Origin of the sequence: Pseudomonas sp. SIMBA_067, assembly GCF_046534675.1 — a bacterium.
Taxonomy (GTDB): domain Bacteria; phylum Pseudomonadota; class Gammaproteobacteria; order Pseudomonadales; family Pseudomonadaceae; genus Aquipseudomonas; species Aquipseudomonas putida.
This window is the reverse complement of the sequence record NZ_JAWRYH010001130.1, coordinates 1-244: the sequence shown is the minus strand read 5'-3', so window position 1 is coordinate 244 and position 244 is coordinate 1. Positions and strand designations below refer to the sequence as shown.

Genomic DNA, 244 nt, shown 5'->3' with positions numbered 1-244 from the left:
CGACCTGCGCGAAGAGTTCGTGCGTGATTTCGTGTTCCCGATGTTCCGCGCCAACACCGTCTACGAAGGCGAGTACCTGCTGGGTACTTCCATCGCCCGTCCGCTGATCGCCAAGCGCCTGATCGAAATCGCCAACGAAACCGGTGCTGACGCCATTTCCCATGGTGCAACCGGTAAAGGCAATGACCAGGTTCGTTTCGAGCTGGGTGCCTATGCGCTCAAGCCGGGCGTCAAGGTCATCGCC

General features: G+C 59.8%; 1 protein-coding gene. It reads left to right on the top strand.

Annotated elements, in window-relative coordinates; all coding sequences use genetic code 11:
- On the top strand, positions 1-244 hold a 244-nt coding region (locus SB765_RS32815), incomplete at both ends, for an argininosuccinate synthase domain-containing protein (RefSeq protein WP_410932917.1).